This window comes from Exiguobacterium sp. KKT215, assembly GCF_055635335.1.
Genome location: NZ_CM145756.1, coordinates 181,715 through 207,191, shown reverse-complemented (window position 1 = coordinate 207,191; position 25,477 = coordinate 181,715). Strand labels below are relative to the sequence as shown.

Annotated in this window: 35 protein-coding genes; 9 read left to right on the top strand and 26 right to left on the bottom strand. The window is 53.1% G+C overall.

The features are described 5' to 3' along the window. Positions 1-12 precede the first annotated feature (12 nt). On the top strand, positions 13-1,470 hold the full coding sequence (locus ACZ2GZ_RS01220) for an aldehyde dehydrogenase family protein (protein ID WP_214715757.1): 1,458 nt from the start codon (positions 13-15) through the stop codon (positions 1,468-1,470). A gap of 44 nt (positions 1,471-1,514) precedes the next feature. Here ACZ2GZ_RS01220 and ACZ2GZ_RS01215 read toward each other — a convergent pair whose 3' ends face one another. The 4 genes from ACZ2GZ_RS01215 to ACZ2GZ_RS01200 form a co-directional block, all read right to left on the bottom strand. Next, positions 1,515-1,853 (bottom strand): zinc ribbon domain-containing protein YjdM, encoded by a 339-nt coding sequence (locus ACZ2GZ_RS01215; RefSeq protein WP_214715759.1) that lies wholly within the window; start codon positions 1,851-1,853, stop codon positions 1,515-1,517. 66 nt (positions 1,854-1,919) lie between these two features. Then, positions 1,920-2,432, bottom strand: a complete 513-nt coding sequence (locus ACZ2GZ_RS01210) for a GNAT family N-acetyltransferase (protein WP_131472187.1) — start codon at positions 2,430-2,432, stop codon at positions 1,920-1,922. Positions 2,433-2,543: 111 nt separating this feature from the next. Next, positions 2,544-2,870 carry a four-helix bundle copper-binding protein gene (locus ACZ2GZ_RS01205; protein ID WP_021065908.1) on the bottom strand — a complete coding sequence of 109 codons (327 nt, stop codon included), beginning with the start codon at positions 2,868-2,870 and terminating at the stop codon, positions 2,544-2,546. A gap of 81 nt (positions 2,871-2,951) precedes the next feature. Continuing rightward, positions 2,952-3,563: a hypothetical protein gene (locus ACZ2GZ_RS01200; protein WP_021065907.1), complete on the bottom strand. Its 612-nt coding sequence runs from the start codon at positions 3,561-3,563 to the stop codon at positions 2,952-2,954. Positions 3,564-3,716: 153 nt separating this feature from the next. Between ACZ2GZ_RS01200 and ACZ2GZ_RS01195 the strand changes: the two genes are divergently transcribed. From ACZ2GZ_RS01195 to ACZ2GZ_RS01185, 3 genes are all read left to right on the top strand, one after another. Continuing rightward, positions 3,717-4,613 (top strand): aldo/keto reductase, encoded by an 897-nt coding sequence (locus tag ACZ2GZ_RS01195; protein ID WP_021065906.1) that lies wholly within the window; start codon positions 3,717-3,719, stop codon positions 4,611-4,613. Between the two features lie 286 nt (positions 4,614-4,899). Further along, entirely contained in the window at positions 4,900-6,174 is a 1,275-nt protein-coding gene (locus ACZ2GZ_RS01190) for a hypothetical protein (RefSeq protein WP_353048051.1), read from the top strand. Positions 6,175-6,296: 122 nt separating this feature from the next. Beyond that, a complete protein-coding gene (locus ACZ2GZ_RS01185; protein ID WP_214715765.1) occupies positions 6,297-7,154 on the top strand; it encodes a pirin family protein in 858 nt (285 codons plus the stop codon). A 24-nt stretch (positions 7,155-7,178) separates the two neighbouring features. On the opposite strand, the gene ACZ2GZ_RS01180 is transcribed toward ACZ2GZ_RS01185, so the two are convergent. The 4 genes from ACZ2GZ_RS01180 to ACZ2GZ_RS01165 all read right to left on the bottom strand — a co-directional run bounded on the left by ACZ2GZ_RS01180 (position 7,179) and on the right by ACZ2GZ_RS01165 (position 8,913). After that, complete coding sequence (locus ACZ2GZ_RS01180; RefSeq protein WP_214715767.1) at positions 7,179-7,481, bottom strand: hypothetical protein; 303 nt, start codon at positions 7,479-7,481, stop codon at positions 7,179-7,181. Positions 7,482-7,549: 68 nt separating this feature from the next. Beyond that, entirely contained in the window at positions 7,550-8,011 is a 462-nt protein-coding gene (locus tag ACZ2GZ_RS01175; RefSeq protein ID WP_165569441.1) for a GNAT family N-acetyltransferase, read from the bottom strand. Continuing rightward, positions 8,011-8,331, bottom strand: coding sequence for a hypothetical protein (locus ACZ2GZ_RS01170; protein WP_029594483.1), 321 nt, complete (start codon positions 8,329-8,331; stop codon positions 8,011-8,013). The genes ACZ2GZ_RS01175 and ACZ2GZ_RS01170 overlap by 1 nt, the downstream gene beginning before the upstream one ends. Positions 8,332-8,388: 57 nt before the next feature. After that, positions 8,389-8,913 carry a GrpB family protein gene (locus tag ACZ2GZ_RS01165; RefSeq protein ID WP_021065900.1) on the bottom strand — a complete coding sequence of 175 codons (525 nt, stop codon included), beginning with the start codon at positions 8,911-8,913 and terminating at the stop codon, positions 8,389-8,391. A 154-nt stretch (positions 8,914-9,067) separates the two neighbouring features. On the opposite strand from ACZ2GZ_RS01165, the gene ACZ2GZ_RS01160 reads away from it, so the two are divergent. Beyond that, a complete protein-coding gene (locus ACZ2GZ_RS01160; protein ID WP_021065899.1) occupies positions 9,068-9,610 on the top strand; it encodes a TraR/DksA C4-type zinc finger protein in 543 nt (180 codons plus the stop codon). A 140-nt stretch (positions 9,611-9,750) separates the two neighbouring features. Continuing rightward, positions 9,751-10,230 (top strand): helix-turn-helix transcriptional regulator, encoded by a 480-nt coding sequence (locus ACZ2GZ_RS01155; protein ID WP_029594482.1) that lies wholly within the window; start codon positions 9,751-9,753, stop codon positions 10,228-10,230. 17 nt (positions 10,231-10,247) lie between these two features. Here ACZ2GZ_RS01155 and ACZ2GZ_RS01150 read toward each other — a convergent pair whose 3' ends face one another. From ACZ2GZ_RS01150 to ACZ2GZ_RS01140, 3 genes are all read right to left on the bottom strand, one after another. After that, the gene (locus ACZ2GZ_RS01150) at positions 10,248-11,240 is read right to left on the bottom strand and encodes a M23 family metallopeptidase (protein ID WP_214715775.1); all 993 of its coding nucleotides are present in this window, start codon (positions 11,238-11,240) and stop codon (positions 10,248-10,250) included. A 168-nt stretch (positions 11,241-11,408) separates the two neighbouring features. After that, the gene (locus tag ACZ2GZ_RS01145) at positions 11,409-11,588 is read right to left on the bottom strand and encodes a hypothetical protein (protein WP_029594480.1); all 180 of its coding nucleotides are present in this window, start codon (positions 11,586-11,588) and stop codon (positions 11,409-11,411) included. Then, on the bottom strand, positions 11,588-12,385 hold the full coding sequence (locus tag ACZ2GZ_RS01140) for a GNAT family N-acetyltransferase (RefSeq protein ID WP_214715778.1): 798 nt from the start codon (positions 12,383-12,385) through the stop codon (positions 11,588-11,590). The genes ACZ2GZ_RS01145 and ACZ2GZ_RS01140 overlap by 1 nt, the downstream gene beginning before the upstream one ends. Positions 12,386-12,456: 71 nt before the next feature. Between ACZ2GZ_RS01140 and ACZ2GZ_RS01135 the strand changes: the two genes are divergently transcribed. Then, the gene (locus ACZ2GZ_RS01135; protein ID WP_214715785.1) at positions 12,457-12,921 is read left to right on the top strand and encodes a GNAT family N-acetyltransferase; all 465 of its coding nucleotides are present in this window, start codon (positions 12,457-12,459) and stop codon (positions 12,919-12,921) included. Here the strand turns inward: ACZ2GZ_RS01135 and ACZ2GZ_RS01130 are convergent. From ACZ2GZ_RS01130 to ACZ2GZ_RS01115, 4 genes are all read right to left on the bottom strand, one after another. Next, entirely contained in the window at positions 12,902-13,489 is a 588-nt protein-coding gene (locus ACZ2GZ_RS01130) for a GNAT family N-acetyltransferase (protein ID WP_214715787.1), read from the bottom strand. The genes ACZ2GZ_RS01135 and ACZ2GZ_RS01130 overlap by 20 nt on opposite strands. Positions 13,490-13,580: 91 nt before the next feature. Next, positions 13,581-14,174: an NUDIX hydrolase gene (locus ACZ2GZ_RS01125; protein ID WP_131472173.1), complete on the bottom strand. Its 594-nt coding sequence runs from the start codon at positions 14,172-14,174 to the stop codon at positions 13,581-13,583. Beyond that, the gene (locus ACZ2GZ_RS01120) at positions 14,171-15,184 is read right to left on the bottom strand and encodes a S66 family peptidase (protein WP_353048052.1); all 1,014 of its coding nucleotides are present in this window, start codon (positions 15,182-15,184) and stop codon (positions 14,171-14,173) included. The genes ACZ2GZ_RS01125 and ACZ2GZ_RS01120 overlap by 4 nt, the downstream gene beginning before the upstream one ends. A 66-nt stretch (positions 15,185-15,250) precedes the next feature. Further along, a complete protein-coding gene (locus tag ACZ2GZ_RS01115; RefSeq protein WP_214715791.1) occupies positions 15,251-15,556 on the bottom strand; it encodes a hypothetical protein in 306 nt (101 codons plus the stop codon). A 147-nt stretch (positions 15,557-15,703) separates the two neighbouring features. Here ACZ2GZ_RS01115 and ACZ2GZ_RS01110 point away from each other — a divergent pair, with 147 nt between their 5' ends. Continuing rightward, positions 15,704-16,018, top strand: a complete 315-nt coding sequence (locus ACZ2GZ_RS01110) for a hypothetical protein (RefSeq protein ID WP_131472167.1) — start codon at positions 15,704-15,706, stop codon at positions 16,016-16,018. An 85-nt stretch (positions 16,019-16,103) separates the two neighbouring features. Beyond that, complete coding sequence (locus ACZ2GZ_RS01105; protein WP_021065888.1) at positions 16,104-16,889, top strand: SDR family oxidoreductase; 786 nt, start codon at positions 16,104-16,106, stop codon at positions 16,887-16,889. A 31-nt stretch (positions 16,890-16,920) separates the two neighbouring features. Here ACZ2GZ_RS01105 and ACZ2GZ_RS01100 read toward each other — a convergent pair whose 3' ends face one another. The 11 genes from ACZ2GZ_RS01100 to ACZ2GZ_RS01050 form a co-directional block, all read right to left on the bottom strand. Beyond that, on the bottom strand, positions 16,921-17,715 hold the full coding sequence (locus ACZ2GZ_RS01100; protein WP_214715799.1) for a GNAT family N-acetyltransferase: 795 nt from the start codon (positions 17,713-17,715) through the stop codon (positions 16,921-16,923). Positions 17,716-17,782: 67 nt separating this feature from the next. Next, positions 17,783-18,283 carry an NUDIX hydrolase gene (locus ACZ2GZ_RS01095; RefSeq protein ID WP_035385626.1) on the bottom strand — a complete coding sequence of 167 codons (501 nt, stop codon included), beginning with the start codon at positions 18,281-18,283 and terminating at the stop codon, positions 17,783-17,785. Then, a complete protein-coding gene (locus ACZ2GZ_RS01090; protein WP_021065885.1) occupies positions 18,280-19,347 on the bottom strand; it encodes a saccharopine dehydrogenase family protein in 1,068 nt (355 codons plus the stop codon). Before ACZ2GZ_RS01090 ends, ACZ2GZ_RS01095 begins: the two co-directional genes overlap by 4 nt. A gap of 66 nt (positions 19,348-19,413) precedes the next feature. Continuing rightward, positions 19,414-19,884 carry a hypothetical protein gene (locus tag ACZ2GZ_RS01085; RefSeq protein ID WP_214715801.1) on the bottom strand — a complete coding sequence of 157 codons (471 nt, stop codon included), beginning with the start codon at positions 19,882-19,884 and terminating at the stop codon, positions 19,414-19,416. 88 nt (positions 19,885-19,972) lie between these two features. Continuing rightward, positions 19,973-20,602, bottom strand: coding sequence for an NADPH-dependent FMN reductase (locus ACZ2GZ_RS01080; RefSeq protein WP_029594468.1), 630 nt, complete (start codon positions 20,600-20,602; stop codon positions 19,973-19,975). Next, positions 20,599-21,591, bottom strand: coding sequence for a ring-cleaving dioxygenase (locus ACZ2GZ_RS01075; protein ID WP_131472159.1), 993 nt, complete (start codon positions 21,589-21,591; stop codon positions 20,599-20,601). The genes ACZ2GZ_RS01080 and ACZ2GZ_RS01075 overlap by 4 nt, the downstream gene beginning before the upstream one ends. Before the next feature lie 35 nt (positions 21,592-21,626). Beyond that, positions 21,627-22,061 carry a MarR family winged helix-turn-helix transcriptional regulator gene (locus ACZ2GZ_RS01070; protein ID WP_251135308.1) on the bottom strand — a complete coding sequence of 145 codons (435 nt, stop codon included), beginning with the start codon at positions 22,059-22,061 and terminating at the stop codon, positions 21,627-21,629. Positions 22,062-22,196: 135 nt separating this feature from the next. Beyond that, positions 22,197-22,631: a GNAT family N-acetyltransferase gene (locus ACZ2GZ_RS01065; RefSeq protein ID WP_214715805.1), complete on the bottom strand. Its 435-nt coding sequence runs from the start codon at positions 22,629-22,631 to the stop codon at positions 22,197-22,199. Between the two features lie 10 nt (positions 22,632-22,641). Continuing rightward, on the bottom strand, positions 22,642-23,769 hold the full coding sequence (locus tag ACZ2GZ_RS01060; RefSeq protein ID WP_214715807.1) for a tetratricopeptide repeat protein: 1,128 nt from the start codon (positions 23,767-23,769) through the stop codon (positions 22,642-22,644). 49 nt (positions 23,770-23,818) lie between these two features. After that, entirely contained in the window at positions 23,819-24,358 is a 540-nt protein-coding gene (locus ACZ2GZ_RS01055; protein ID WP_021065878.1) for a ribonuclease FAU-1 family protein, read from the bottom strand. Between the two features lie 64 nt (positions 24,359-24,422). Beyond that, entirely contained in the window at positions 24,423-25,475 is a 1,053-nt protein-coding gene (locus tag ACZ2GZ_RS01050; protein WP_214715808.1) for a DUF58 domain-containing protein, read from the bottom strand. Positions 25,476-25,477 lie beyond the last annotated feature (2 nt).

Below are 25,477 nucleotides of genomic sequence, written 5' to 3'. Positions count from 1 at the left end.
GAGTGTTTGAACATGCATACCGATTTTACGAAGATGTACATTGATGGCCAATGGGTCGAAGGGTCAAGCGACAAATCGATCGATAACACCAACCCGTTCACGGACGAGACGTTGTTCTCGATTCGTTCGGCCGACGAGTCTGATCTCGACAAGGCTTATGCCGTTGCGAAAGAAGCACAAACCGAATGGGCGACGATGCTGCCACAAAATCGACGGGCCTTGATTGAGAAGTTCGCCGAAGTGACGTTACAACATAAAGAAGACATCATCGAGTGGCTCGTCAAAGAATCGGGTAGCACACGTATCAAAGCAGAAGGTGAATTTTTAGCATCGATGGCGATCATCAAAGAAGCGGCGACGTTCCCGTTCCGCATGGACGGACTCATCAAGCCATCAATCGTCCCGAACAAAGAGAACCGGGTTTACCGGAAACCGCTCGGTGTCATCGGCGTCATCAGCCCATGGAACTTCCCGTTCCACCTCGCAGTCCGCTCAATCGTCTCCGCGCTCGCGACGGGCAATACCGTCGTCGTCAAACCGGCGACAGCGACACCGGTCACAGGTGGTCTCCTGTTCGCCTCGTTATTTGAAGAGGCGGGGCTTCCGAAAGGCGTCTTGAACGTCGTTGTCGGTCGCGGTTCGGAGATTGGGGACGCCATCGTCGAGCACCCGGTGCCAAAACTCATTTCGTTCACTGGTTCGACCGAGGTCGGCAAAGGCATCGCCGAGAAGGCCGGACGCCTGTTGAAGAAAACAGCGCTCGAACTCGGCGGGAATAACGTCTTCGTCGTGTTAGACGACGCCGACATCGAACGTGCCGTCGAATCGGCCGTCTACTCGAAGTTCTATCATCAAGGGCAAATCTGTATGTCGACGAACCGGATTCTCGTCGCCGAGTCGATTCACGATGCGTTCCTTGAAAAATTTGTGGAGCGGGTTCGCGCCTTGAAGTTCGGCAACCCGAACGAATCGGATACACAAGTCGGGCCGCTCATCGATCACGATCAAGTCGACCGCATCCTCGATCAAATCAAGCAGACGGTCGACGCCGGTGCGACGCTCCAGGTCGGCGGCAACGCTGACGGGAACGTGCTCGAGCCGACCGTCGTGAGCGGTGTCACGAATGACATGCCACTCGCAAAAAATGAGATTTTCGGACCGGTCGCCGTCATTCTGTCGTTCAAAGATGACGCCGAGGCGCTGAAACTCTCGAACGAACTCCCGTACGGACTGAGCGGTGCCGTCCACGGTTCAATCTATCGCGCGACCGAATTCGCACGCCAAGTCGAGACGGGGATGATTCACGTCAACGACCAATCGGTGAACGATGAGCCGCACTTGCCGTTCGGTGGTGAGAAAGATTCTGGTCTTGGCCGTTTCAACGGCGAATGGGTGCTTGAGGAGTTCACGACGCTCCAATGGGTATCCGTCATGCACGAACGCCGCGAATACAAACCATTCTTTTCATAAACAGCAAAAAGCGTGTTGGTCCGCGAACGGATCAACACGCTTTTTTAGATTTTTTTCACGAACTCCGATTTGAGCTTCATCGCACCGAAGCCGTCAATCTTGCAGTCGATGTCATGGTCCCCGTCGACGAGACGGATGCCTTTCACTTTCGTGCCTTGTTTGACGACGAGCGACGTCCCTTTCACCTTTAAATCTTTGATGACCGTGATCGTGTCCCCGTCTTGGAGCACGTTTCCGTTCGCGTCTTTGATTTGCGCGTCCGCTTCTGCTTCAGCCGCCTCGCTCGGTGACCACTCGTACGCACATTCCGGACAGACGAGCAAGCTCCCGTCCTCATACACGTAAGACGATTGACACTTCGGACAATTCGGTAGTTCTGTCATGCTGATTCCTCCATTCGATTCACTGTCCCCAGTATACCGTATTTTCGGAACGTCGACAGCTAGCGGTCAGCCTTCTTGCGGAGTCTCGGGACCTTTCAAATCGAGTTGATAAAACGATAAGTCGAGCCACTTCCCGAACTTGTAGCCGGCTTTTTTAATCGTACCGGAATGGACGAACCCTAACTTTTCATGTGCTTTGACGCTCGCGATATTGGCTGCATCGATGCCACCAATCATCGTCTTCACATCCCGCTCTTCACCGATCCGGATAATTTCTCGGAGCAACTTGTTGCCGATGCCTTTGCTACGGTATCCAGGATGGACGTACACCGAGTGTTCGACCGTATAATGATAGGCCGGCCAAGGACGAAACGGCCCAAATGTGGCAAAGCCCATCACGACGTCCCCTTCCTCCCATACGATGATGGGAAGTCCGGCCGCTTTTTTCTCCTCGTACCAAGCGATTCGATTTTGAAGCGTCACCGGTTCGTAGTGATAGACGGCGGTACTGTTGACGATGGCATCATTATAAATATGTAAGACAGCTTGAAGATCATCTCGACGACAATTGCGAATCATGAGAACACCACTTTCATACGTTTTCTTCATTATACTTATCTCGATTTCAAAATACACCCGGCGATTCGCTCCCACATAAAAAAGTCAGCCGTTTTGACTGACTTTTTCACATTATGCTGCCAAACGATCGCACATCGAGGCGCACTCGACGCAGACGCGCGCACATTCTTGGCAATGGGCATGCTTATGTTTCTCGCATTCCTGGGCACACGCCTTACAGACGACCGCACAAGCCCGGGCGAGTTCGGGCACGAACGCCGAATCTCGCGTCATCGCCTCGGCGAGAAACGAACAGATGGCGGCGCACTCCCGGTCGAGCCGGATGCAGTCAACCATCATCTTGACGTCATGTTCTTCCAGGCACGACTCGAGACAGTAATTACACGTCTCCACACAATCACGTAACGTCTCCAGTTCATTTGCATAAATCCGATGCATACAATCAGCCTCCTTTTCCAAAACGAAGTGACAGTCACATCCTCTTTGTTCCCTAATCTTCAAAAGAAAAACGACCGTCGACTAGTGTCTCGGATCGTTCACAAACGTGCGGTATAAATAGGCGACTCCGTTCAACAAACGCTCTGAATAGCGCTTCGGCATGAAACGGAGCCGATAAAACCGATACATCCGCTTCAAATCTTCCCATTGGTGATCGACGTGCTGTCCTTGGCGGAAGCGGGCCAAGTCGATTAAATAAATACGGCCTTCCGGCGTCAAAATCAAATTGCGCAAATGAACGTCCGACGGCGTGAGTCCGAGGCTTCGTGCCGCGATGAGCGCTGCGTCGACTTGCTGAATGTACGACGCATCAATCCAAATCCCTTCCGTCAAACATTCGAATAGCGTCTTGCCCTCGATGTAGTCGATGACGATATAATTCACACCTGCTTCATACAAGCGTGGGAATTGAGGTAACCCTTCGAGCGTTCGATAAATCACAGCCTCTTCAGCTGCGATATGCGTATAATCCGGAAAGAACACTTTGATGACGAGTCGCGTGTCTTTTATGCGAAACACGGCGGCACTGCGCCCAATCCCGTGCAGTTCGAGATCGGCATGAGCGGCGGTCACGTATGTTTCCTGACCTTGTTGCTCAAACGTGACGTTCGCATATTGTTCGTAATGATTCATAAGTCACTCCTCTTTTTCTAATCATCTCTGTCTCATCATAACTGAAATCGCTTTAGTTTGACTCGGTTCATGTCCTTCCAATACGCCCCAAAAGTGACGCCCTCCTGTTTTATCCTTATAATGAAAGCGACAAACAATGAGGAGGAACTTACCATGCAACGCATCGAACTGACAGAAGACTTATCATTCTCACGAATCATTCACGGCATGTGGCGTTTGGCCGAATGGGACATGAGCCCGCAGGAACGCCTCACTTTCATCGAACAATGTATCGAACTCGGCATCACGACGTTCGATCACGCTGATATATACGGTGGCTATACGTGTGAAGGATTGTTCGGCGAAGCGCTTCGTCTCAAGCCATCACTCCGCGATCAAATCGAGATTGTGACGAAGACCGGCATCAAGCTGACAGGCTCTTTCAACCCTGGCCAATCCATCAACCATTATGATACGACGAAAGAACATATCATCCGTCAAGCCGAGCGCTCGCTACAGGAGCTCGCCATCGATCAGATTGACACGCTTTTGATTCACCGTCCCGACCCGCTCATGGACCCGGACGAAGTCGCCGAGGCGTTCATCACGTTGCAACGAAGCGGAAAAGTGCGTACGTTCGGGGTCTCGAACCATGTGCCGGCAACCCAACAGTTGTTACAGTCACGTTTACCGTTCCAACTCGTGACGAACCAGCTTGAGCTCTCACCGATGCAACTGAAGCATTTTGAAGATGGTACTGTCGACCTATGCCACGAGAAACGGATGCCACTCATGGCGTGGAGCCCTCTCGCCGGCGGACAACTGTTCACCGAGGCCGCTTACGCACCGCTTCGTGAAAAATTGGAGGAAATCAGCGATCGACATCAAGCGGGCGGCATCGACGCCGTCGTCTACGCGTGGCTCTTGAAGCACCCGGCCAAGATCATGCCGATCGTCGGATCTGGGAAAATTGAACGAGTTCGGACCGCCGTCGATGCGCTTCAGATTGACCTGACGCGAGAAGAATGGTTCGAAATTTTGAAGGCGGCCCGTGGTCGCGACGTGGATTGAAGGTAAAAATAAACAAATAACCCCTTTTTAATTCCATTTTGTTATTTTCGACGATTTTCGTCATTTTCAAGAACGTCTACATCACAACGTTCATTCGTCAAAAATCGACACGTGTCAAATGGAGAAATTCCATTTCATATCCATAAGTGTAAAACAAGCCCGTTCAGTTCAAGTGGAGCGGGTTTTTTGATTTTTTTAAAAAAAATCGCATTAATTTTCCTAAGACTATAGTCACAAAAAAATGGTGCTAAAATGATGAAAGTTAATCATTAAAGGAGTGCACCCTGTGAAAAAGTACCTGATTCTTTGTACGCTCGCCATGTTGTTCGTCCTGTTCGGATGCGAAGAAGAACATGCATTTCGTTTACATACGGCTCCAGAGTACTATCAAGGTCGCGCCTCTCTACCTTCTGGTCAACAAATCGAGATGACCGAGTCCGACCGGACGAACGTCCTTGATGCCTGTTACCCAGAGGACGCCATCACCCGTGCGCCTGATGGAGAGCGTCTCTTGATTGGCACGGTCAAATTGAGCCAACCGCTTACGACCACGGCCTCGACCGAAGTCTTTCCGACCGCCACATTTTTTGAAGTGGAAAATCAAACCTACGTCCAATGCCAAGCCGACACCATCACCTATATGAAACAAATCGATGCGTTGCCGGATAGTCTCACTCCGTACCGCGACCAAGCCGTCTCATCATCCGCGACGTCGAAGCTTCGAGTTGCGCAACCGCACGAGCAAGTCCATTTCACCGAAGAGATGAAAAAACCGGTCGGCAATGAGCCTTATCCAAAACGTCACGGTTTCGAACAGACGCTCGTCCACGTGACGATGCCGTTCAACGGTTCGTTCGAATTCACGTTCGAGTCACCCGAATCGCGTGAGACCATCACGTTGCCCATCAACGAATCGTCACGTCAACCGTTCCTGTCCCTCGGCTTAGGGACCGAAGTGTCTCAAGACACGCAACAGTACGGGCTCCATCTGTCATCCGATCAGACGTTATATGAGGACGTCCTGCGACCGCAGGATGCCACCTACGATCGAATGCTCGGGGCACGGCAGGCGAGCACGCTCCCGACCAAACTCGTTCCGAACGAGCGCTATCCACTGTTCAGTTTCTCCTTCATCCGCGATGGCAAACCTTATAAACAAGTCGTTTCTATCACCTATAAAGAAGAGACGTTGTTGCACGGCGACCGCTTGAAAACAAAAATGCGGCAACAATTCGCCAATCGACGTCACGTCGTCGCCCATGAACTGGCTCTAATCGGCACAGAATCAAAAGATGCACCGTTCTTGCATCATGCCAACGCCGAGACCGTCCAGTTCGTGTTTCAAGCCATCGATCGCTCAAAAGCCGTGGCCACGGCCGGAACCCCAGCGCCGACCCCTTATTTGACGGTGTTCGAGGGCATTCGTGCTCAAACGTTCGATCTCAGTTACACGGAAGACGATGTAATTTTGACAAACACGAAGACAGGCTCACATTTCAAATTGCTCCGCGCCGATGCCGAACGGTGGCGCGACCTTTCCATCGGACAAGCAAACAACTGACGACACTTTTCAAGCCAGACTGGCTCACCGGTCTGGCTTTACACGTTATATAGGCAAAATCGGAAAGCCTCCTTGGCTCGCTATGCGACAATGACAACAAACAGTGCAAAGGAGAGAGTGTGATGACGAAACGATTCGAGCGCGACGTCGCCAGCCATTGGCCGGTCGCCTATAAACAAAACGGATATCCGCACGTGCAGCAGGGTTGGGTCTTGCCTCCGGAACGAAAACACGAGTTCGACCCGTTCATCTTGATGGCCGAGGACTGGTTCAAGCGGGGAACGTTCTCTGACCATCCTCACCGCGGCTTCCAGACCATTACCTACGTGATTGACGGACGACTTGAACATATCGATAACCATGGCGGACATTCGATTTTAGATGCGGGTGACGTTCAATATATGAATGCGGGCTGGGCGGCACGTCATGCCGAGGAGGCCGTCGACGACGACTTGATTCATACGCTTCAACTATGGCTCAACTTGCCGAAAACACTTAAAACGACGACGACATCTTACCAAAACGTATATGTCGAAGAGGCACCGCTCGTGCCGATTGACGGAGGACACGTGCGTGTCTATTCGGGTGACATCGCCGGAGTGACCGGACCGATGGACAGTCTCGTCCCCATCACGATGAGCGAAGTGAGCTTACAGAGTGGGGCCGCCTATGAGCACATCATCCCGACGAATCATAACGCTTTCGTCTACGTTCTCGCGGGTTCCCTCGAACTCGGAACGTCAGCGACACCGCTTGCGAAGACGCACGCGGCGACGCTCACGTACGATGAGACGAGTGACGGTGAGAGCGTGGTCCGCCTCAAAGCGACGTCACGTGCGAAACTGCTCATCTACTCAGGTAAGCCGATTCGGGAAGACTATATCGCCCACGGTCCGTTCGTCATGAACACCGAAGAGGAGATTCGTCAGGCGTTCCGCGACTACCATGCCGGTAGTTTCGGTCCCCCGGCCGTCAAATAAAATAAGCCGCGCCTAGGGCGTGGCTTATTTTTTATCTGGCATGAGCACGGTCTGCTGCGTCGGGACGCGACCGATCGGGACGGTCCGTTCGACGAGGACGTACCGCTTGCCGTTCACTTCAAACTTCCGGTCGCCGAGATAATGGGCCGACTTCCCGTCTTCATACAGCTTCGTCAAAATCGCCGGCACGTACTCGTTCAAGTTCGTGTAGTGCTCATCGAGCGTCATGACAATATTGCCTTTCCCATAGCCCAACCATTGGTTCGACATGAATAACATGAGCGAAATGGTGCCGATGACACCGACGACTAAAATGACTGTCTCCATCAAATCCTCCCCGATCTCGTATGTGTTTAAATGGCGTGATTATCGTACGCCAAGACTAATCTTCTACTTTAGAGATGCTTCACGACGAACTGTCGCTTCGGTTGAAAGCCAATTTCGCTATAAAACGCGGCCGCCGCTTCGTTCACCGACCAATAATCCAGTTCGATTGACGGAAATCCGTGTGCGATGGCATAGCGTTCCACTTCTTCCATGACCAAGCGTCCATACCCTCGCCGCTTCGCCTCCGGGTTAATGCTGATTTGATGCACGTAGAGTGTCCGGACAGCTTTCCGAAACGCGTTCGCCTCACTCACTCGCTCTTGAAAACAGACGTAGCCGACTGTGTCTCCGTCGACCTCTGCCGTGAAGAAATGATAATCGTCTCGCGCCATCATCTCCGAAAACGCCGCTTCCATCGAGGCGTGATTGTAAGGCGCAAAGAACGCCGGCGCCAACTGAAGATGATGTTCATGGATTGGACAGTTCAACGTCGCAATCAACGCCGCATCATCGGTTCGTATCAACTGCATCATAACGGCCACGAACCTTCATTTTTATAGTCCCGCGTCTCCGTGACCCCGTGCGGCTTTTCATCCCCACGCAACGTATGGTTTGTCGTTTCCTGCTCTTTGCCGTGCAAACGGTGTTGAATCGGACGGGCCAGGAAGTAGCCGCCGAACAAGGAGACCGGGAAAATGATAAAGGCGGTTCCTAGAAACAGGTAGGCGTATGCACGCATCTCGTCTGTTCCGACGAAGTGATTGACGCCATAGCGCAATCCAAAAAATAAGCCGACAAATAACAGTGCGACAAACGCGTACTCGATACATTTCCCGAGAAATCGTTTCATCTCATGACCCCCCCTCAACTGATTAGTTTTCTGTACGAGATGAAACAGTAAAATGTTTCAAATTTGTTGGCGAGACATATACCACAACGTCGCCTCCTGCTCGGTCGCGGATACCCAGTCTTGTTTTCCTTGGATATAGCTCTCGATATCTTCCGGATGCTGACTCGCCAATTGTTGTTTAAGCGCCGCATACTCGTCCCGTACGTCTGGGAACGTCATCAAATAATCGCGGAACGCGAGATGGCGGGTCACGCCTTCATCCCCTTCCTCGAACATATGGACGTGAATCGTCCGGACGTCTTCTCCTTTAGCGAAGAAGCGCCGTCTCGGAATCCCATGCTCGCCGAAACTTCGATACCCGAGTGCCTCCATGTGCCCGACCCATTCATCAATCCGCTCGATTTCTCGTACGACCGGCATGATGTCGATAATCGGTTTCGCATCGAGTCCCGGCACCGACGTGCTTCCGATGTGATGAATGGCGACGATTTCCCCTTCAAACAAGCGTTCGAGTTTGGACGCCTCTTCCTTGAATTTCGTCTCCCATATCGGATCATACGGGACGACCTCTACTTTTCTCATGGTCCATTCCCTCCTTCACAATAATCGTTCCGTCTCTTTCATCATACCCGTTTTTCAAATCGTTTAGAAATCACCTTCGCCAATCGAAAGGTTTGTACCGTCGCAAAATGGGAAATGCTAATATTAATGAAATCAGAACTGGAGAGTGGACCGCATGTTGACACAACAGCAGATTGATACGTTCAAAGAACGTCTATTAAAAGAGAAAGCGAAGACCGAAGGATATATGGAAAATCGGGAAGAAGTATATGACGAAGGGGAACTGTCCCACTACGATAACCATCCGGCAGACTCAGGAGAAGAATTATTCTTGCGCGAACGCGACCAAGCGCTAACTGAGCTCGATGAAGAGTTCTTGAGTGACGTCGACAAGGCGTTGCTCGCCATCGAGAATGGGACGTATGGAAAATGTGAGGTGTGCGGCGAAGACATCGAGTTGGACCGTCTTGAAATCATCCCTGAGGCGACGCTCTGCATCCAGCACGCGCGCGAGCAAGAAGAGAACGAGCACTTGACCGACCGCGAACGTCCGGTCGAAGAGGACGTGCTCAATCCATCTGAGACGGCTGCCCGGAAACAACTCGATGGGACCGACGAACCAGGCCAAAGCACGGATGCGTTCAGCCAAGTCGAAGATTTCGGGAGTTCGGACACGATTGCCGATAGCGAGGGCAATCATGACCCGACACGTGAATAACATCAGTCAGTGACCGAGCGAAAGGAGTCCCTCTCCTTTCGCTTTTTTGATGGCTCGAGGAAACGCCCTTCTTCATCCGATATCTTCCATCTTTCTATACCGCGTGATACACTGTGTAAAAATACACTTTAGGAGCAGGTATGCATACAAAAGAAACGTTTTCCGAACTGATTTCAAGCAAGCTCAAACTGATTCGTACCGAGCAAGGATTATCGCAAGAAGAACTATGTACGCTCGTCGGCATCTCGAAAAAAACGTTGATTCAAATCGAGAAGCGACGTCTGAACGCGAACTGGACGACGACGGTCGCCATCTGCGCTCTATTCAATCAAAGCCCATATCTCCATTCGTTGATTGGGGATCAACCCATCGAGTTCATTCGTCTCGTCGCCCATACCGACCCGAGCCTGGCGACGAAAACGTTGGGCGGACACGTCTGGTGGACGACGATTGAGCATCAAGGGAAATACCGGATTCAACAGAATATGGTCAGTCAACATTACCGGATTCTCGACCACGACGACTTCCGCTGGTTCAGTACGTTCGACCGTGACGAGGCGTTCCGGAAATTAATCGAACTGCGCGCGACCCATGATGAGAAGGGAGACACAAAAAAATGACGCAACGAATCGTTGCGTCAATACGTCGCTTTGATGGGCGACGCGCCACCGAGCACTTCGGCGACATCCATCGGGTTGACCGTGTTGCCGGCCGAACTTGATGAATAAGCATATTCTCCTTGATGCACTTCGAAATGGAGGTGCGGACCTGACGAGTTGCCCGTGTTGCCAATTTGGCCAATGCCTTCGCCTTGGAGCAACGTCTGGCCTGTCTTCACTTCGATTTTATGCATATGGGCGTAGACCGTCGTCCACTTTTGACCATCGATTTCATGCTCGATGAAGACGTGTTTTCCATACGGGCCGCCTGATTTGACGTCCGTGACCGTCCCAGCCGCCGCCGCATAAATCGGTGTGCCGACGTTCGCCGCGATATCGAGCCCGTTATGGAACGTATATCCGAACTGGCCGCTTGCCGGTCCGTAACCTTGTGACAGACGTCCAGTCGCTGGCATCATAAACTTGTCAGGCGCAAGCGCCGCCGTTTGTTGCTTCAAGTCTTTCAATTGGGCCGCTTGCCCTTTCAACTGCTTATAGGCTGCTACGTGAGCCGAGCGGGCTTTTTGCCGTTCTGCGTTCACGTCCGCCTGTTTGGTCTCAAGCGTCTTTAACGATTGTTTCGTCTCGGCTTGTTTGGCTTGCAAATCACGCTTCGTCTCTTCAGACTCCGCCGCCTCTGCCTTGGCGCTCGGGAGCACGGTTGACAACACTTGTTTGAATAGAGACTTGTCAGCTGTCTCCGGATTCAATGCCGTCTCGAATGACGCGAGTTTTGATTTGGTCTGCTCAATCTTCTGATCGATTGCTTTCGCGCTCTGATCGATCGTTTCGACGTGACGTTTGGCTTTGGCGACCGATTGTTTCGACGTTTGAATCCGTTGTTCGGTCTGTTGGAGCGATTTCGTCGTCTTGACGAGGTCTTGCGGGGTAATTTGATCCGCGGATACGGCTGAAGTCCCTGATAGAATCAGGACGCCTGTACCGACGGTGACGAGTAGTTGTTTCCACATATATTGATAAAACCTCCAGATTGGATGATTCGCTAGCTTGATTAAAAAGCTACAAGTGCGAATATAGCATCCACGTCTGAAAAGTTCAATATATGAAGCATTTCATTTGTATGTCGAACATATCAAAACAGTGAACTCGCCATCCATAAACTTCATTGAAATTTCACATCATCGCCTTCGTTGTAGGACGATGACGATGATACTAACGGCAGCCAGGATGGTCAGCGCCGGTCCGCCGAACAAAAAGAGTCGATCGAGGCCAGATGGCAGGTTCGTCGTCAGACCGAGAATCGTGAACAAGTTCCCGACGATCAGACCGAGCATGAGGACAGGCAACAGGACGCGCATTACGTCTCTATCCCGGGCTTGATCATCTCGAATTGAGCAATCTCGTCCTGGACGAACCCGAGCTGTCGCGCTGCCGAGAGCAACGCCGGGCGATCCGACGTCAACGTCAGGCGAATCGGTCCTTCAGCCGCGGCCGCACGCAATAACCATTCGGCGTCCTCGTCGCGACCGAACACATCCAGCAACAGACTGCCCCGGAAGAGCAGTGCTCCGCTCGTCTCGCCTTCCCTCACTCGCACGAGCTCGGTCTGTTGTTGTGTTGTGCGGACATCGACTTGCCAAATCGGTGTGTGCCCCGCTGCCGGATAATACGTATCGAACAGTTCAAGGATCGGTGCCGGTTCCCGTGTCGCGTTCGTCTCGGTCGGTACGGATTGAAAGTACATAATCTCTCGGACGACACGGTACCCGAGTCGGTCATAGAGGGCGAGCGCGGGATCGTTCCCTTGAATGACCTCGAGCAGACGCTTCCCCGTCGCCTGTTCATCGAACTGTCGCATCAATTCGTGCGCGATGCCGAGATGTCGGTAATCAGGGGCGACGGCCAAGCCGCCGCAACGAGTGACCCATCCCGTATCGAGGTGCGCCACGCCGCTCAACATGACGGCAACAGGCCGACCGTCCGCATAGGCGACGACGGAACGCGTCGGCTGGTTTTGATCGCGGACGAGGAAAACGGCCTCGAACTGGGCCTCATTCATGTCAAAGCGAATCATGTAATCGGAAAAGCCGTCCATGAAGGCTCGATACAAATCTTGGAGCGGTGGATGTTGGACATAAGAAATCACTGGATGCATCACGTGTTCGTTCCCTTCACTTATATTTCGGTATACTGGTGGAGACAGCTAATCATGGAGGAGGATTCATCATGACGACGAGACTCGAACCACTTCGAGAGGCCCATTGGCCCATCTTGAACACATTCACGTTACCGCTCGATCAAGAAAAATATACGACACTCCCGATTGACCTCGATTCCCCCCTCTTAGACGGGATTCATCCTATCGTCATCGTGGCCGAAGAGCCCGTCGGCTTCTTTTTGCTCCATGATACGGAACGGGTCGCCTCGTATACAGAGGCAGACGACGCGTTGTTGCTCTCGATGTTCTTGATTAACCATTCGGCGCAAGGGAACGGCCATGCCAAAGCGGCACTACACCAGTTGCCGAACTATGTACGAGCCCACTTCCCTCATAAACACGAGGTCGTGCTATCGGTCAATCTGAAAAACGAAGCCGCCTTTTCCCTTTATCAGACGGTCGGCTTCATCGACACGAAGCGCCGAATCGACGGCCCCATCGGCCCGCAGCGCATCATGTCGCTAACGGTCTAAGTTCGCCTGGCAACAGGCCATACACGGCCGTGTCCGTCAGTCGCATCCCATCAGCGGACAAGTCTTCGTTCCGGAGCATGCCTTCTAGCTGAAAGCCGAGCCGTTCCGGAATCAAGCGACTGCCTTCGTTCGTCGACTCGCAGCGAATCTCGATCCGTTTGAAATCGAACTGGGTGAAACCGAAACGGACGACCGCCTCGACCGCTTCCGTCATATAGCCACGACCGGTATGCGTCGAATCGAGCCAATACCCGATTTCCGCTTTCGGGACGTCCCAATCAATCCCGAACAGGCTGACCGTCCCAACGAACGTTCCCGTCTCCCGTAAAAAGATGAGATACCGGAAACTTTCGCCTGTTCCGTACAATTCTTGCGCCCGTTGTAAATTCGCTTCCGTCTCAGACAACGTCGGTACGTCTTGCGCGAACGGGAGCCATCGCTTCAACTCTTCATACGAGCCCCGAATCGCCTCGTTGACGACACGCGCATCCGTCTCGGCGAGCGGTGCCCGTAAATACAGACGCGCCGTCTCCAAGCCGAGCGGGATTGTGTCTGGTCCTGTTTTCATCTTTCTTCCCCCTCTTTACTTACGAAAACACAAAATGAGCAAGCCGCCCATCCCGACCACCAGCACGACGTGAAGCAGTTGCCATAGGACTTCAATCATGGCGTTCCTCTTGAGCGGTTTTTACACCCGCCAGCACTTGCTCCCAATAGTTGGTCGGGTGTGGTACGAGATCGCGTTTCGTCACGACCCGTGTCTCTCCCGAGATGACCGATGTTGTCTCCATCTCAGACTGCGTCCCGTCAATAAGTGCGTGCAGCGCCGTGATCTCGACCGAGACGACATCGGCCACTTCCGCTTCGTCCAACGTGAACGCTTCGCCATCATACGCATAGACATACGTATGGGCGAACTCGCGGTCTAAAAACGTATCCGTCTCGATGACGTCTTCGAAGACGCCGAGCGGGGTCAGTTGATCGAACGTCAATTCGAGTCCTAACTCTTCTTGAATCTCGCGCACCCCGTCACGAACGGTCTCCCCAGCGGTCAAGTGCCCGGCGGCCGTGATATCGAACAACGCGGGGAAGTCCGCCTTCGTATCGCTGCGAAGCTGTAATAAGAGGCGGTCGTAATCCATCATCCAGCAGTGGAACGTCTCATGCCAATCCCCGTCCCGATGAACGTCTGCCCGTGATTTCAATCCGATTTTCTTCCGACGGTGGTCGACGATTGTAATGAACTCGATCATGACGTCACCCCGTTCTCTAAAAATGTGATCGTTCCCGCCGTCGCGTCAAGTTCAACCTCGATGCCAATCGGAAACACATGGGACGGGAACGTATGCCCGATATCGACGTTCGTCAAAATCGGGAAGTCGACGTCTCCGAGCACTTCGAGCAACAAGTCCTCAAATGAAAACGGCGCGCCGGCCGCATCGAAATGTTCATGCTTTCCGATGACGAGACCGCTGATGACGTCGAACACCCCGGCAAGCTTGAGCATGCTGAGGGAACGCTCCTCGTCCGCCATCGTCTTGAACGAGTCTTCTAAAAAGAGAATCGCACCGGTCACATCAGGGAAATAATCAGACTTCAAAAAGCCGGTCATCGTGTTCATGTTCCCACCAATCAGCTTGCCGCGGGCCTGTCCGTCTCGAAGGGTTAGCCATCCGTCATTTGGACGGAACGTCTTCTCCCGGTCCTGGGTCGACCAATCGATCATCTCCTCGGTCCACTCTCGGGGCACATCGAGCGTATACGGTGCCGTCCGTTCTAAACCGAGCACCTCTCGCACGTAACGTTCCCCGTCGGCGAACATCGTCTCGTACTCTCCGAACGACGGGACGATGGCCGGACCGTAAAATGTCGTCACTCCCGTCTGCGTATAACAAGCGAGGAGGAGCGCCGTGACATCGCTATAGCCCATGATGATTTTCGGCTGTCGTCGCAACGCTTCATAATCGATATACGGTAAGAGCGAATTTGAGTTCGTCCCGCCAATCGTACTGATGATTGCTTTGACGTCCGGGTCACGCAATAGCGCGTTGACCTCTTCGGCCCGTTCTTGAATCGAGGCCGAGCGATATCCTTCCGAACGATGCGTGCATGAGCCTTCCTGAACGATGAATCCCATCCGTTTCAGTTGTTCGATTCCGCGCGTGTATCGTTCCGGGAACCGTGCCGGTGCCGGGAACGACGGTGTGATGATTCCAATCGTGTCTCCCGGTCGTAGCGCCGGGGGGTGCTTCTTCGTTAACACAGTCATCCCTCCATCAAGTGCGATGCCTTCACTGTACGAGTTTCAAGAGTCGGATGACAACCTAGTTCAAAACAAATCAGGGTCTTCCGAAAGGGTCCGTGCTTTTCGGATTTTCTGCGGCCGTCCGGTCCAACCAAGTGTGAGAAAGAAGAAACCGCCTCCGATGACACAGGACAACCCGACCAGTCCCGCGACGATGCCGTCAAATCCAAAGCGTTCCCCGCTCACGACGAGCAACAGTGGCGAAAAAAGCAAAGCCACGCCTAGTAGCAATACGCCACCCCACATCCGTCGCCGTGGAAACCCGATTGTCCACCAGCCGAATGCCACCAATCCTAAAACGATTAATCCAATCATTCCGATTAGAACCATCCTCAGCGCCTCCACTCTTCAAATTGTCTTGTTTTATTCCGCGTCAACAATTGAAAATCCTGTCAAAAAGGCACTATAGAATTCCTGCAAACCGGGTAAATAACTATTGGAAACCACCGTACCGGAATCGCACAGAGGAGGAACACCATGAGAACCCGACTCATCTTTGCTCTGGCATTTATCGGTCTTTTTTTAGTTGCTGTTTATTGGATCAGTACACGGGACGACCATCAAATCGAAGGTCGAATCGAACAGATTGACATCCCACAGCTGATGATTGGACCACATGACTTGTCAGACGACGAGTTAACGTTGCAGACGATATTAATCAACGAACGAACGAAAGTGACAGGAGAAGCGAACGATGTGCAACAACTCCGGGTCGGACAAGTCGTCACGGTCGAACTCGATCGCGACGCCAAGTTGAAAATCGCGGTATCGATTCACGTTCAACCCGAATGAGTCGTTTCACCTTTTTTCAGAAAACGGGCTTAGGTTTCATAGAACGGTGGAATATGAGAACAGGAAGCTGAAAGGAGCGAATTGAATGATTTCAAATACATTGTTATCGGGGAAGGTCGCCTTCATCACAGGCGCGGCATCTGGAATCGGACGTGCCACTGTCATCCGGTTCGTCCAAGCCGGGGCGAAAGTCGCCATCGTCGATTTGAACTTAGAAGACGCGGAACAACTTGCGACTCTGATTGGAGAAGAGCGTGCCATCGGCATCAGTGCCGATGTGGGGAACGAAGACGAGATGAAACGAGCGTACGAGCAGACGGTTGAACGTTTCGGCCGCGTCGACATCGTCTTCGCGAACGCAGGACGAAACGGCACGATCACACCAATCGAGCACTTGTCGCTCGAAGATTGGAACGGTGTCGTCGAGACGAACTTGACGGGCACGTTCTTGACGGTGAAACATGCCATCCCTCATTTAAAAGAACGAGGCGGCAGTGTCATCATCACGTCGTCTATCAACGGAAACCGTTACTTCAAAAACTTTGGGTTCAGCGGCTATGCGACGACGAAAGCCGGCCAGACCGGATTCGCCAAAATGGCAGCAGCCGAGCTCGCCCAATTCGGCATTCGCGTCAACTCGATTTGCCCGGGGGCCATCGACACGAACATCGATGACTCGACGAATCGCGATGACGCCTTGCTCGAAGAAATCGTCATCCCGATCGAGTATCCGGAAGGAAATCAACCGTTGGCCGGGAAATCCGGCACGGCCAAACAAGTCGCGGACGTCGTCTTGTTCTTCGCGAGCAACATGTCGAGTCACGTCACCGGCTCTGAGGTGTACGTCGACGGTGCCGAATCATTACTTTAATAACAACAGGTCGCCCCGCGGGGCGACCTGTTTATTTGAGAATTGGGCTTTTCATGACGGCTTTCTGGTAAAACGGAATGAATCCTAAGCGCTCCATGTTCCGTCCCGAGGCCGTATCGACTTTCGTCGTCACGGTCACGTACTGGCAACCGGCTGCTTTTGCGGCCGCAATCCGTTCCAAGATGAGCTGTGTCTGATAGCCTCTGCCCCGATAAGCGGGAATCGTGCTCGTCAAAAACAGTTCGCCCATTCCGTCCTGGACGGCAAGAATCCCACCGGCGACGGCCATCTCACCTTCGCGGACGAGAAACGCCTGGTTTTCGGGTAACGCGTAGAAGCCTTTCGCGGTATCAATCGTCTCTTGCATGACCGTCCCGGTCTCGGCGAAGCCGGCCGCGATGGCCCGAGCCCATTCGTTCACGTTATCGGCGTGCACGCGTTCGACCGCATGCTCCATATCCGTGAATACGAACGTGTTCACGTCGAGCAACCACACGTCCAGGAAGTGGTCGAGCGTATAGTTTCGCTCTTGGAGCAACCGAATGAGTGACATGTCCGCGAGCGGACAAACCTCGATATGTAGGCGGGACACGTTCTTGCCGCGTACCCATTTCTCCATCTGGTGCAAATCGTAAAAACTGGTCGGTCGATTCAAACCGAAGCCGACCGCAAAACTCGTATTGCCCATCCGAAAGACGTGGCCTTTGTTTTCGACAATCAATTCCGAACCTTCATAGGGAGGGGACTGTTTCCGATGCCGAATATAGGCAGACGTCCCTTCCGCTTTGATGCGTTCGATCCGCCTGGCTAGTTCTAAGCGTCTCATCTCGTTCCCTCCCCACTAATCTCCCCTGAGTTTACCACACTTCGATTGCGAACAGATTGTGATTCCGTTACAAGGCGAGACGCAAGTCTGACTCAAATCGAAGTAACCGTTCCCGGACAGATGGGACGAGATCATCCAGGGCCATCAATTCTGACCAATCGACGAGACGAACCGCTACGACTTCGTCTTCCTGAAGCACCAAGTCATCAAGTTGCAGCGGAGTATCGGTTTGATAGCGATACAGGTCTAGAAAATATGTCTCGCGGCGTAACGTCGCCACCCACTCCAACTGGTCAGGTTCGATCCAGAGACCAATCTCTTCACCAAGTTCACGAATGGCACCGTCACGGCTCGTTTCACCGGCAAGAACGGAACCACCCGTCCCTTCCCAAAGAAGTGGGTGCGTCTTGCCTGGATGGCGTTGCGAGAGCAACACGTTTCCGTTCACATCAAACGTGAACACCTCGATGACGGTATGATACGTGTCCACTGCTAACTGTTCGCCGCGCACGTGCGTTTTGCCGAGCGGACGCCGCTCTCCGTCGACTAAATCCCATTGCTCACTCAAAGCCGGACCTCGTCAACGACAAACGAGGATGACCCTTCAATCTCTTCGATGAAGTGTGATCCGAACAGCATCGCCGGTGTGAAGCTGCCAGGGATGACACGGCCTGAACTGACAAGTCGTGACACGACCTCAAGCGCCCCGTACACGGTAAAGGCATATGTGCTCGCCGTCTTGATGCGGACGATCACTTTACGTCCTGAGGCGTTCGTCGCTTCGCCCCAGACATACGTCGAGGAGCGTTCCCGTTCTGACTCGTCCGGTCCGCTCACATGTTCATCAACATAACGGAGCAGTTTCCCTTGCACCGCGTCGCTGCCGAGAATCGGACCGAACCAAGACAAAAGACGCGCCCCGTAAGCGTAAGCCGTAGGGACCGGGACCCACGTCGTGATGTTCGGAATGCCCGTCGTATAATAGGCGGTCGAGACGTCTCCCCATGGAATGGCGATGGCCGTTTTCTTGCCGCGTCCGAAATCGATGTGACGACGTTTCTCGCCCAGCGGAAACGGTGTCAATTCGCCATCTTTTCGTTCGGCACTGCTCGACCCTAGCCCACGGATTGCTGTTTTCAGCGTCCCGCGTGAGATACCGGCGGCGGCCGAGAAACCGAGTGCGAGATTCGTCGCGTCCGGCATCAGCTCTTTCAGCTTCCGGGCCACACAGTCGGTCGGAATCACGTCGAAGCCGACACCCGAACAGAGCAACACGCCCGCTTCTTGCGCGAGCTTAGCCCGTTTCTTCGAGTGGATGTATTCGAACACCTCGATTTCCCCGGTAATATCCAAGTAATGTGTCTTCGTGGCGAGACACGCCTCGACCATCGGCCGACTCGTATCGGCGAACGGTCCGGCACAGTGTAACACGAGGTCGATGTCTTCCAATTGGCGTGTCGCCTTATCAAGCGACAAGTTGAAGACGCGCGTCTCGCACCCGAGCTCCTCCCCGAGCTTGGCGATCGCGTCCGCACGCCGACCCGCGAGCACCGGTGTCATCCCTTGTTTCACCGCTTGACGGGCAATCAGTTCGCCTGTATACCCGTTCGCTCCATAAATCATCCATTTCATCACGATTCCTCCTTCAACTCTGCAAACATGTCTTTTCTTTGTTCCCTATCCTGCCAACTTTCACCCTTATAAACGATGCATCACGTCTTGCATCACACCGCCCAAATAGACGATGCCAAAAGCCGCCACTACGACACCGACGGGGATGATGAGACTCGACCAAGCCTGTCTCGTTTCGAATCGACAGTCTTTATGCGACAAGTAGCGGTCAATCATCCAATATAAAACTGCTGCTCCTGCACCAAGCCAGAGCAAAACAAGTCCGAACCCGATATGTAAGCCAAACGAGACGAGCGGCTCGAACCGCATCGACATTCGGCGTGCCACCCAGTCGCTGAACACTGATGTCAACACCCCGTACGTGACGATGACCAGGAAACTGACTGACAAATAGGTGGCCGTCAACATGAGAAGCCCGTTCACCGTGTCCGCTATCCCTCCGCTATCCGGATATTGCGGGATGACGACCCAACATGCCAACAAGAACGAATAAACCGGGGTCGTAAGTGACGCCGCGATGATTTTTCTAGTCCACATGTCCATCCTCCTCTTCCCCTCTCACTCTACACGACCCGACTAAAAAGCGCACAAAAAAACCAGCCTCGTGAAAAGGCTGGTCGAGTCATCAGTTATTCGCAGCTTCTGCCGCTTTCGAACGGACCGTCTGCATCGCTTCTGTCCATGGGACGAGCTGATCGAGCATGTCGTTGACCGATTGGACTTGAACGTCTTTCGGTGCGAAATGTGTCCCGTTCTCGAAGTCTGTGAAGAGCGAGAGCGCTGGGTGGACACGGACGTGAGCGATCAAGAGCTCGCTCAAGACACCACGCAAGTGTTCTGTCGCACGTGCGCCGCCGACCGAACCATATGAGACGATACCGGCTGCTTTGTTATGCCATTCGTTGCGTAAGTAGTCGAGGGCGTTTTTGAGCGCACCTGTGATCGAGTGGTTGTATTCTTGGACGATGAAGACGAAGCCGTCCATCTCCGCGATTTTCTCAGACCATGCCGCGGCACCTGTTGCGTCGCCGCCTGGCTCGCCGAGAAGCGGGAGGCTGTAGTCTGCGATATCGATGATTTCATAGTTAGCGTCACCGCGTTTGTTCGCGATTTCTTTCACCCATTCTCCGACTTGCGGGCTGACGCGTCCTTCACGAGTAGATCCGAGTACGATTCCAATTTTCAACATGTTAGTTCCTCCTTGTGAGTTGGTTGGTTCTTCTTGTTTACCGAACAAACGATTTAAAAAGCTCATTTCATGCCCTCATATTCTTTCTCAAACGTTTTTGTACTTCTGACCGTATCAATCGGTCGAACCATCGCTTCAATCTGTTCCCGCTTCGGTTCTAAGAACGGCGGGAGTGACAATTTCTCACCGACCGTCTCATACGGTTCATCGCCCATGAACCCTGGTCCGTCCGTTGCCCATTCGAACAGGATTTGCGGCGCGACCCGTGCGTAAGACGATTCGAAGAAGAAGCGGTCGACATAGCCTGATGTCGGTAACCCGAACTGTTGCAATCGTGCCGTCCATTCATCGAGGACACTGCGGTCATCGACACGGAAAGCGACGTGATGCACGGTTCCGAACCCTTGGCGCGCGACTGGTGACGTCTCGTCATGAATGACGACGACTTGCGCTCCGTTTCCACCCTCACCTCCTTCAAAGAGATGCGCGTCGCCTTCTTGTCCGATTTCTTCGAACAACATGACTTGCTCCATCACTTGTTTGAAATACGTAAAATCCGCGATGCGGATAAAGATGGGACCGAGACCCGTGATGGCGTACTCGAGCGGGACCGGGCCGTTTTGCCACGGCTCGCCTGACGCGACACCGACGTTGAACTCATCTGAGATGAGCTGGTACGCCTGCTCGTCGAAGTCGACGAACGCGAGCGTCTTCTTGCCGAACTGCTCGGTGATACCTTCATGCTTCACGCCGAGGCGGTCGAAGCGACGTTCCCAATACGTGAGTGCCTCGTCGGTCGGGACGCGGAACGACGTCTTGGCGATTTCATTCGTCCCATGCACGCCTTTTGGGATGCCAGGGAAATCGAAGAACGTCATATCTGTTCCAGCGCTGCCTTTGTCATCGGCGAAAAATAAGTGGTACGTCTGAATGTCGTCTTGGTTGACCGTCTTTTTGACGAGGCGCATTCCGAGGACGTTCGTAAAGAAGTCATAGTTCTTCTCGGCGCTACTCGTAATCGCCGTCACGTGGTGAATTCCTTTTACATGGTTCATTCGAATCGCTCCTTAAAATCTTGATTTCGAGATAATCAGTTAAATTTTTTTGACGCTTCGGCGCGTTTGCCGACTGTCTTCAATTGAGTAATTGTATTTGCTAAATCGAGGCCGTCGAACAGCTCGTCCATTCGTTGTTCGTGGGCCGGAAAAATGCGCGACATGAGTGTGCGCCCTTCTTCCGTCAGCGCCGCATACGTGACGCGCCGGTCGCTCGGACAGGCTTTGCGAATCAAGTAGCCTTTCGCTTCGAGCCGGTCGACGATGTACGTCATGCTCCCGCTCGTCAATAATACCTTTTTGCCGATCGTTTGAATCGGTTGATCGCCTTTATGATACAGCAGTTCGAGCACCGAGAACTCGGTCGGGTTCAGCCCGTACTCGGCAACCTCTTGCTTGACCACGTCTTGAATCGACTGTGAGGCCCGAAGTAACACCGTGATTGCTTTTAACGTTTGTCGTTCTTCCATGTGTTCCCCTCCTCTGCTGAGAGAAAACAATACTTTAAATTTCATTATCTTTAATTCGAGATAAATATAACACGGTAAGTTTGATGGGTCAATCAATTTGTCTCAAAAAAATAAAAGACGAGTTGCCTCGTCTTTTCATCTGCGCCGAATGACCGCCATCTCCCGCCCGAAGCGATTGCCTTCATCGACAAAGCCTAAGCTTTCGTATAATCGATGCGCGCCCCTATTATCGGGATGGTAACCGACGACGATCGGTTCGGTGCCGAGCTGCCCTACTTCTTCCAGCATGAGTTCGGTCGCCATGCGTCCAATCCCTTTTCCTTGGTACGCGTGGTCGATCATGATGCGATACACCCAGCGCGCGTCCAACTCTTCGAGTACCGTATTGTACATGAGAAACCCGACCATCGTCTCGTCCTCGTAAATCGCATACGCCCGCAGCGTCGGTTTATACATCGCTTGCAGCAGCGAAATCGCATTCGGTTCCATATACGCTTGTTGCTCGTCACTCAGAGTGAGCTGACAGCACGTATACCAGTTCTGTTCTGTAATCGGTTGAAGTGTGATCATCCGGTTCTCCTTAATCGTATGTCTCGTCCAAGTTACGCGCATAAAACGCGATGGCGCGACGATACCGTTTAATGCTGTCATCCGGCTCCGGGCTTGCGAGCAGTTCGAGCAACGTACCGGTCGCTTCAGTGTGGCGCCCGAGATTATAATGGGTCATCGCTTGAAATACTTTGAGCGCCCCGATGTCTGGGAACTGTTCAATCGCCTTGGTGAACAACGCCTCAGCGTCCTCGTAGCGGCCGAGCGCCCGGTACGTGCTACCGAGTCCGATATACGTCTCACGGAGCTCTTCGCCGGCGAGCCCGAGCCGAATCGCCCGTTCATAATGTGGGACGGCTTGACGCTCTTCGCCGAGCGAGTCATAACACGAGGCGCAATGGGCATGGAGGCGCGGATTCTTCTCGTCTTGCCGGAGCAACATCAGGAACAGCTGCTTCGCCCGTTCGAGCTCTCCGTTCTCGCGGAGACGAATCGCTTCGTCGAGCCCCTTCTCTTCTGGGGTTTGGACTTCCAAGTCACTCAAGTCATCAAGCCACGCTTGCAACAATTCGTAATAGCGCCCAACATGGACGCCATCGACGAGGGCATGGTGGGCTTGGACCGAGAGCGGCATCGTCATCCGATCACCGGTCTTCGTGAATTTGCCCCAGGCGATGCGCGGCACCGTATCATGCTGTTGGTCGTGTGTCGGGTGGCTGATGCTCGTGAACGTGACCCAAGGCACGCTCGTGATGTAAAGCAGACTGTCCGGCTCATCGTCGCCGACAACGACTTCCCGTTTCGCCCCGCTCATCCGGGCCGTCACTTCTTCCATGAAGTCCGGGAACGCGTCTTTATAGGTCGCCGTGCAAAAGTTGAAGACGTCATCGTCCATCATGACGGTGAACGATGGATGTACGACGTCGTGCTCGATGACCTCGTCGCCGCGAATGCGGTAGCGAAGCTCCGGGATGGCGTTCGCCGTCTTGACAGCACCGTACAAGAACAGTTTAAAGAACGACTGGCCGGTCCGTTTGGCGTGCGTATGTAACTTCGTCACATCAACGCTCGCCGTCACATTGAAATGTGGAGCGTCAAACGCCTTGAAGAATTCGTAGTGCTTCTTGCGCGACCACGTCTCGGTATTGATGATTTTCATGATTCGTCCCCCTGTTTTTTCTTTCACTGTACCAAAGGGAACAGGTCGTTCAAAGTTTTTGCTTCAACTCGGTGTAATGCTCGTTCGCCAAGTCGAAATAGACGAAGTCCCGACGTTCAATCCGGTCGAGCGTCGCATGGAAGTCACGCCAGCCCTGCTCGACGAGCTCCGGCGTCAGTTCTCCGGCCACCGTCGCTTCCTCGAACTCGTCCTCGTCTTTGCGGACGACGTCCCCGTTCGGGAAGATGAGGATGTCGAGCAACAAGTCGTCCATATACGGGATTCCGTCCTCGTATCCGATTGCTTCGACGATATCGATGTACCATTGAACGATGTGTCCTTCATCATTAAACATGACGGTCACACCGAACGGCTCGTCGTCCGGGAAATATTGGAGCCAGCTGTAACCGGCATCGGCGACGATGAACTCTTCTCCCTTGTGCATTTTATATTGAGGTGCGCGGACCGCATCGATTTGAAACAAGGCGACGGTCCCGGAGAAACGGTCATCATGTACCTCCATTTGCGCGTAGCGATGTTGCAAAATCCGTTCCCAGTCTCGACGATTGGCAAATTTCCGTTTTGGCATATGTCTCTCTCCTTTTGACCCAATTCATACGTAAAGAGTTCGCCAAAATCCGACATTTCCCTGTTCAATCGTACAGATTGTGTTGATTGAACCAGACGAGGTGGCTTTGCTTCAATCGTTTTCGCTCGACCATCCGCGTAAAGGCGTCTGTCGAGATGAAGCGATTGCCTGGGTGAATCGTCGCTAACTGCAGCAAGATGAATCGAATTCCGCGTTCACCTTCCTGAAGCGGGACATGGAGCATCGTCCCATCCTCATTGAATCGATTCAAAAACAACTCGATTTTGCAGTCCTCTTTTAACAGGCGCGATGTGACGAAGGCGGTTTGGCTGATGAGCGATTCGAAGTCGTGATGGAGCGTATAACCGGACGGACCGGTCAAATCCAAGGCAAACGTGAACGTATCGAGCGTCGTCTGTTGAAATACTTTTGACTGCAGTCGTCCGAGTTTGGCGGTCGCATACCAATCGATTTCCTTCACCGGTTCCCCTTCATACGGTTTCGACCCGATTAGTTGCAACGGATTTCGAAGCGGTGACGCCAAGTGCGGCCGGTCCCCGAGCGCTAGCCGCTTCGTCCCGACCGGTGGATGCAACAGGAGCGATGGAAGCACGGTCCACTCTGTATCGATCGGTCGTTCATACAAATACGTCCCAAGGCGAAACGGGAGCGTGACGGCGATGACGCACTCCTCGAACATGGCTGGACCGCGATACTCGGCGCGCACGACCAATTCGTGCCGGGCTCGACCGACATCGACCTCATAGTCGAGCACGTTCGGAAGGCGCTCATGCGCCGGAAAGCTGATTCCTGAGCTCGCCTTCAAGCGAACCCGTAGCGGTAGTCCGAGCCGATTCAACTCGTCCACCCCATCAACCACCAACACGAGCCGACTCTCATCTCCGACAAACAGCAATTCTTCGTATTGTGTGAACCCGAGATCGATGTGCCGCTCAAGTTGTTGCCGCGTCCGCTCGAGCATCCAAATCGCACTCGCTATAATGAAACATAGATAGCCTAACCCATAGACGTACGGGAAGAACACGAGTATGGCTCCGCTCACGAGATATACAGGGAGGAGCCGGCGCTGCAACCAGGCGTGCGTGGACAGGATCATCC